Below are 7,149 nucleotides of genomic sequence, written 5' to 3'. Positions count from 1 at the left end.
AGGCCCCCTCTCCCCCTGGGCGAGGGTTGGGGTGAGGGTCCCCTCCCTCACTGCCGCATCGGCATCCGATCGACCGTGCCGAACAAGGCCTTGAGCGACCACCCCTGCTCTTCGCGCACCTTGATCCCACCATCCTTACCTACCAGATAAAGCGTCGCCGGCTGCACGGCGCGGGCGTCCAGCGCCTTGAGCAGCGCCCGGGTCTGCTCCGGACGCAATGGCTGGTCGTTGCGGCTGGCGGCGCCGGCCACCACGGTATAGAGCACCATGTCCCGTTCGACGAAGGCTTCGCGATTGGCCGGTTGCGCCAGCTCCTCGCGCAGCTTCACCACCTGGGGATCGTTCGCCGTCGGCGCGACCAGGATCAGCGGTCGGGTCTTCCAGCGTTCCGCCTCCAGGGGGTTGTCGGCCGCCTGGGCCGTCGAGGCCAGACCGGCGATCAGGGTGGTCGCCAGGCCTACCAGTGCGAGGGTCTTCATGGACGCCTTCCTTCCGTTCGGTTGCCAAGAGTCGTCCAGCATTGACCTCGGTCCGGCGTCAGGGATCGCCCTGGCGATTTCGGGTTACACAAAAACCGCCAGACCCACTGTTCATAAATCACCAATAGGGATCCCTACATAGCAATAAATCGTCGGCTATAAAGTCTAGACGACCATTCCTGCCAATTTTAAAAAGAAGATTGCGAGCCCTACCCTGAGCGGACTACCGTTAGCGCCATGCACAACGCCCATACCCTCATCCTCCTCCGGCAGCACCGCTGCCTGCGACTGGTCAGTCCACGACTGCGAAGCTCGACCGCGCTCGCTTCGTAAGTCCCGACCACGCCCAAGGAAAGAATCGCCATGACCATGCTTAAAGATCCCTCGCAGAAGTACCGTCCCTTCACGCCCGTCGCCCTGCCCGACCGCACCTGGCCGGACAAGGTCATCGACAAGGCGCCGATCTGGCTGTCCACCGACCTGCGCGACGGTAACCAGTCGCTGATCGAGCCGATGGATGCCGAGAAGAAAATGGCCTTCTTCAAGTGCCTGGTCGCCGTGGGCCTGAAGGAGATAGAGGTGGGCTTCCCCTCCGCCTCCCAGACCGACTTCGACTTCGTCCGCGAGCTGATCGAGGGCGGGCACATCCCCGATGACGTCACCATCCAGGTGCTGACCCAGGCCCGCGACGACCTCATTGAGCGCACCTTCGAGTCGCTCAAGGGCGCCAAGCGCGCCATCGTCCACTACTACAACGCCTGCGCGCCGAGCTTCCGCCGCATCGTCTTCAACCAGGACCAGGCGGGCGTCAAGGCCATCGCCGTGGCCGCCGGCCAGACCATCGTGCGCCTGGCCGCCGAGCGCCCGGAGACCCAGTGGGGCTTCGAGTATTCCCCCGAGGTGTTCAGCTCCACCGAGACCGACTTCGCCGTCGAGGTGTGCAACGCGGTGATCGCGGTGTTCGCGCCGACCCCGGCCAACAAGCTGATCCTCAACCTGCCCGCTACCATCGAGTGCGCGACGCCCAACAACTACGCCGACCAGATCGAGTGGTTCGGCCGCCACATCGATCGCCGCGACAGCGTGCTGATCAGCGTCCACACCCATAACGACCGCGGCACCGGCGTCGCCGCCTCGGAGCTGGCGGTGATGGCCGGCGCCGATCGCGTCGAAGGCTGCCTGTTCGGTAACGGCGAGCGCACCGGCAACGTCTGCCTGGTGACCCTGGCGCTCAACCTCTACACCCAGGGCGTCGATCCCGAGCTGGACTTCTCCGACATCGACGCCGTGCGCAAGACCGTCGAGGAGTGCAACCAGCTGCCGGTGCACCCGCGTCATCCCTATGTCGGCGACCTGGTCCATACCGCCTTCTCCGGCTCCCACCAGGACGCCATCCGCAAGGGCTTCGCCCAGCAGAAGCCGGATGCGCTCTGGGAAGTGCCTTACCTGCCCATCGACCCGGCCGACATCGGGCGCGACTACGAGGCGGTCATCCGCGTCAACAGCCAGTCGGGCAAGGGTGGCATCGCCTTCCTGCTGGAACAGGAATACGGCATCAGCCTGCCGCGTCGCATGCAGATCGAATTCAGCCAGGTGGTGCAGCGCGAGACCGATCGCCTGGGCCTGGAGATGACCGCGGCGCAGATCCACGGCCTGCTCGAACAGGAATACCTGCAGGCCAAGAGCCCCTATGCGCTGGTCAGCCATAAGCTGCGCGAGGAAGATGGCACCTCCACCGTCGACATCAAGGTCGCCGTCGAGGGTCGTACCGAGCACTGGCACGGCACCGCCAAGGGGCCGCTGGAAGCCCTGGTCGCCAGCCTGCCCCAGGCGGTGGAGATCATGGACTACCACGAGCACTCCATCGGCGCCGGCGCCAACGCCAAGGCCGCCTCCTACATCGAGGTCCGCCTGGAAGGCCAGCGTCCGCTGCATGGCATCGGCATCGACGAGAACATCACCACCGCCAGCTTCCGCGCCCTGCTCAGCGCCCTGAACCGCGCGGTCACCCAGGCCCAGGCCAAGGCCGCCTGACGCTGACGTTGGTCAAGCCCAAGGGAATACCGACCGGTATTCCCTTTTTTTATGGCCAACCAGCGGAGATACTCCCCGCTTCCTCGGGATCGTCTCGTCTGCCCGGCACCTGCCGGCCGAGCAGTGTGTCTGGATAGGCAATGACTTCCACTCTGTCGCGAAATACCTCTCCGCTGCGTGACGCCACCGCGCTGGCACTGCTGTTCCTGCTCAGCTCGGTCCTGTGCATCCTCTTCACCCGCCAGGCGTCCACCACCGTGGCCACCCTCTGGCTGCCCAATGGCCTGGCGATCGCCTGGCTGCTGCGCTCGGCGCCCCGCCGCTGGCCGCTGCAACTGCTGGCGATCTGGCTGGCCGGCACCCTGGCCGAGCTGCCCTTCAGTGGCCAGCCGGCCATCGGCGCGCTCTATTCCCTACCCAATCTGGCCGAGATCCTGTTCGGCACCTGGCTGCTGCACGATCGCATCCTCCATCCCGAACGCAATGTCGCGGCCATGGGCCGACTGCTGTTCTACGGGGTACTGGTGACGCCCCTGGCCGGCACCGCCCTGGGAACGCTGATCGCCGCCCAGCAGGGCAATCCCGAGCTGCTGCGGGTCGCCTTGCACTGGTACCTCGGGGATGCCCTCGGCCTGCTGGTGGTGATGCCCCTGGCCTTTCTCCGCCGTCCGCTGCGGTGGCAGCAGTTCAGCCGCCAGGGCGCCCGCGAATTCGTCGTCCTGCTGCTGATCAGCCCCGGGCTGGTGCTCGCCCTGCTGGCCTACGTGCCCTATCCCTTCGTCTACGTCTCCACCCTGCTGCTGCTGATGACCCTGAGGCTCAGCGCCGCGGGTACCGCGGTGGTGGGCGGCCTGAACATCCTGATCTTCACCTACCTGGTGGCCCACGGTTATCTGCTCGGTGTCCGCGGCGCCTCCCTGGTGCAGGAAGCCCTGACCTACATTCCCGTGGCCCTGATGCAGATTCCACCGCTGCTGCTGGCCGCCGCCGTGCAGCAGAGCCGTCATCACAACCAGCGCCTGGCGCGCAACGAGGCGCGCTTTCGCCATGCCCTGAGCGCCGCGCCCTATGGCATGGCGCTGCTGTCGGTGGAGGGCCGCCTGAGCCAGGTGAACCTGGCCCTGGAGGCCATGCTCGGCTATCCGCGCCACAGTCTCGACGGCCGCTTGCTCAAGGAGTTGATCGCCGACGCCGAAGAGTCCCTGACGATCGAGGAAGGCGAACAGACCCGCCGTCTGCTGCACCGCGACGGCCAGGGGCTGTGGATGCAACTGGCACTGTCGCCCGACCATGACGACGGCGACCTGCTCACCGGCTATCTGCTACAGGCCCGCGACATCGACGCCCAGCGCCGCGCAGAGGCGACCAACGCCAGGCTGCGCGAGCGGCTGCAACTGGCCATCCGTGCCAGCAACGTGGGAATCTGGGAATGGGACACCCGCAGTCCGGGCTTCAATGCCGACGCCCGGCTGCGCGATCTCTATGGCATCGCCCCCGACAATCTCAGCCGGGACATGGACTTCTGGCTCACCTTCATCCACCCGGACGACAAGGCGCGCTCGCTGGAGGTGTTCGAGAAGGTCGTCAGCGAGTCGATGTTCTACACCTTCAACTTCCGCATCAACCGTGGCGGTCCCGGCGGCGAGGTCCGCCATATCCGTTCCGAGCTGATCTCGGTGGTCGAGGCCGACGGTCATGTACGCCTGGTCGGCAGCAACCGCGACGTCACCGAGCATCACCAGCTGACCACGGCGCTCTACGAGGAAAAGGAACGGCTGCAGGTCACCCTGGCCTCCATCGCCGACGCCGTGCTGACCACCGACATGGACGGCCGCATCCTCTTTCTCAATCCGGTCGCCGAACAGCTGACCGGCTGGTCGCTGGCGGATGCCCAGGGTCGACCCCACGAAGAGGTCTTCCGTATCCACGACAGCCAGAGCGACGAGGTGCTGCCCAGTCCGGTGACCCGCTGCCTGCGCGAGCAGACTATCACCTCGCTGGACGAAGGCGCGGTGCTGCTCAGCCGCCAGGGCGAAAGACACGAGGTGCAGGACTCCGCCGCACCGGTACGCACGGTGGATGGCCACATCATCGGCGCGGTGCTGGTGTTCCAGAACGTCACCCATGCCCGCAACCTGCAGCGCGAGCTGAGCTACAACGCCTCCCACGACGCCCTTACCGGTCTCTACAACCGCCTGAAGTTCGAGCAGGAGCTGGACGCCGCCTGGCAGCAGGCCCAGGCCGGCACCACCCAGCATGCCCTGTGCTTCATCGACCTGGACCGCTTCAAGGTGGTCAACGACTCCGCCGGCCATGCCGCCGGCGACCTGCTGCTGCGCGAACTGGGCACCCTGCTGCGCGATTCCCTGCGTGGCTCGGACGCGGTGGCGCGCATCGGTGGCGACGAATTCGCGCTGCTGCTGCGCGACTGCGACCTGGTACAGGCCGAGGCCGTCGCCGAAAAACTCATCGCCAGCATAGGTGCCGTGCGCTTCAACTGGCAGAACCGGATCTACGACGTCGGCGCCAGTGCCGGCATCGTCGCCATCACCGCCGAGACCCGCAGCCCGGCCGAATTGATGAGCCAGGCCGACGTGGCCTGCTACACCGCCAAGCACGCCGGGCGCAATCGCGCGGCGCTCTATCGCGCCGGCAGCGAGGACGTGGAGCGCCAGCACCGCGAGATCCTCATGGCCAGCGGCCTGCGCGAGGCCCTGGAGCAGCACCGCTTCGAGCTCCACGCCCAGACCATCGTCCCCACTCGCGCCACCGGCAGCACCGCGCAGCACGTCGAGCTGCTGCTGCGCCTGCGCGATGTCCAGGGTCAGCTGATCTCGCCGGCCACCTTCATCCCGGCCGCCGAGCGCTTCGGCCTGATGAGCAGCATCGACCGCTGGGTGGTGCGTCAGGTGCTGGTCGAGCTGGTGCCCTGGCTGCAGGAACGACCTGAGCTGCACGTGGGCATCAACCTCTCGGGCAACAGCCTGAGCGATCCCGACTTTCTGCCCGAATTGCTGGAGCTGATCGCCGCCTCGCCGCTGGATCCGCAGCGCCTGCTCTTCGAGCTGACCGAGACCGCGGTGATCAACAAGCTCTCGGTGGCCTCCGCGCTCATCAGCCAGGTCCGCGAACGCGGCTGCCGCATCGCCCTGGACGACTTCGGCGCCGGCCTCAGCTCCTTCGCCTACCTCAAGCACTTCCGCGTCGACTACGTGAAGATCGACGGCAGCTTCATCCGCACCCTCGATCAGGATCCGCTGGATCGCGCCATCGTCGAGTCCATCAACCAGGTCGCCCATCACCTGGGCGCCGAGACCATCGCCGAATTCGTCGAATCCCAGGCCACCTTCGAATTGCTCGGCACCATCGGCGTCGACTACGCCCAGGGCTACGCCCTCGGCAAACCCCTCCCCCTGCGGGAGTGGCCGGGGTCATCACGCCTCGAACCTTGAGCCGCGGCCATCGGTCGTAACCTGCATGACGCCCCCAACCGGATGAGGATTCCATGCACACACGTACCCTTGGCCACTCAGACCTCCAGGTGCCGCCACTCTGCTTCGGTGGCAACGTCTTCGGCTGGACGCTGGACGAAGCCCAGTCCTTTCGCATGCTGGACGCCCTGCTCGAGGCAGGCCTGACCTTCATCGACACCGCCGACGTCTATTCGCGCTGGGCACCGGGCAACAGCGGTGGCGAATCCGAGACCCTGCTGGGCAAATGGTTCGCCCGCAGCGGCAAGCGCGACCAGGTGATCCTGGCCACCAAGTTGGGCATGGACATGGGCGAAGGCCGCAAGGGCCTCAAGGCCAGCTATGTGCAGCAGGCGGTGGAGGCTTCGCTCAAGCGCCTGCAGACCGATCGCATCGATCTCTATCAGGCGCATTGCGATGACGAGGATACCCCGCTGGAGGAAACCCTGGGCGCCTTCGCCCGGCTGGTGGAGCAAGGCAAGGTACGGGTGATCGGCGCCTCCAACTACAGCGGCCAGCGCCTGCGCGAAGCGACCAGGATCGCCGAACGCCTGGGCGTGCCGGCGTACCAGAGCCTGCAGCCCCACTACAACCTGCATGCGCGCCAGGATTACGAGACCGACCTGGAACCGGTAGTCGAGGAACTCGGTCTGGGCGTGATCAGCTACTTCTCCCTGGCCAGCGGCTTCCTGACCGGCAAGTACCGCACCAAGGACGATCTGCAGGGTTCACGCGCGGAGATGGTCAAGCGCTACCTGGACGAACGCGGCATGGCCATCCTGGCCGGCCTCGACGAAATCGCCGAAAAGCACGACGCCACCCCGGCCCAGGTCGCCCTGGCCTGGCTGATCGCCCGCCCCAGCATCACCGCGCCCATCGCCAGCGCCACCTCCCAGGCCCAACTCGACGACCTGGTGGCCGCCACCCGGCTGCAGCTACCGGCCGATGACATCACCCTGCTGAATCAGGTCAGCGCCTATCGCTGAGGTGTCGTGACCACGGACGCGCACGGAGCAGCCCCCCCTCTCCCTTTGGGAGAGGGTTGGGGTGAGGGTGATCCCACGCAACCGATATCGAGCGCCCGCTCGGACAACCCCCTCTCCCTCCGGGAAAGGGCTGGGGTGAGGGTGGCTCCAGCAGCCGATATCAAGAGCGGAAAAGGCTGC

The 7,149-nt window shown here is 66.4% G+C and carries 4 protein-coding genes; 3 read left to right on the top strand and 1 reads right to left on the bottom strand.

What is annotated here, in order from left to right:
- Positions 1-47 precede the first annotated feature (47 nt).
- A complete protein-coding gene (locus C722_RS0120540) occupies positions 48-479 on the bottom strand; it encodes a DUF4174 domain-containing protein (protein WP_017642318.1) in 432 nt (143 codons plus the stop codon).
- Positions 480-842: 363 nt separating this feature from the next.
- Here C722_RS0120540 and leuA point away from each other — a divergent pair, with 363 nt between their 5' ends.
- The 3 genes from leuA to C722_RS0120525 all read left to right on the top strand — a co-directional run bounded on the left by leuA (position 843) and on the right by C722_RS0120525 (position 6,969).
- A complete protein-coding gene (gene leuA / locus C722_RS0120535; protein WP_017642317.1) occupies positions 843-2,513 on the top strand; it encodes a 2-isopropylmalate synthase in 1,671 nt (556 codons plus the stop codon).
- Positions 2,514-2,653: 140 nt separating this feature from the next.
- A complete protein-coding gene (locus tag C722_RS25215; RefSeq protein ID WP_017642316.1) occupies positions 2,654-5,965 on the top strand; it encodes an EAL domain-containing protein in 3,312 nt (1,103 codons plus the stop codon).
- 53 nt (positions 5,966-6,018) lie between these two features.
- Positions 6,019-6,969: an aldo/keto reductase gene (locus C722_RS0120525; RefSeq protein ID WP_017642315.1), complete on the top strand. Its 951-nt coding sequence runs from the start codon at positions 6,019-6,021 to the stop codon at positions 6,967-6,969.
- Positions 6,970-7,149: the final 180 nt, after the last annotated feature.

It is taken from the genome of Pseudomonas sp. 313, from assembly GCF_000316965.1.
GTDB lineage: Bacteria > Pseudomonadota > Gammaproteobacteria > Pseudomonadales > Pseudomonadaceae > Chryseomonas > Chryseomonas benzopyrenica.
Note: the sequence above shows the minus strand (reverse complement) of the source record. Positions and strands in the feature narration are given on the sequence as shown.

Excerpts from the sequence above, each read along its gene's own strand:
- C722_RS0120540 (WP_017642318.1), bottom strand. The coding sequence starts at position 479 with ATGAAGACCCTCGCACTGGTAGGCCTGGCGACCACCCTGATCGCCGGT.
- leuA (WP_017642317.1), top strand. The coding sequence starts at position 843 with ATGACCATGCTTAAAGATCCCTCGCAGAAGTACCGTCCCTTCACGCCC.
- C722_RS25215 (WP_017642316.1), top strand. The coding sequence starts at position 2,654 with ATGACTTCCACTCTGTCGCGAAATACCTCTCCGCTGCGTGACGCCACC.
- C722_RS0120525 (WP_017642315.1), top strand. The coding sequence starts at position 6,019 with ATGCACACACGTACCCTTGGCCACTCAGACCTCCAGGTGCCGCCACTC.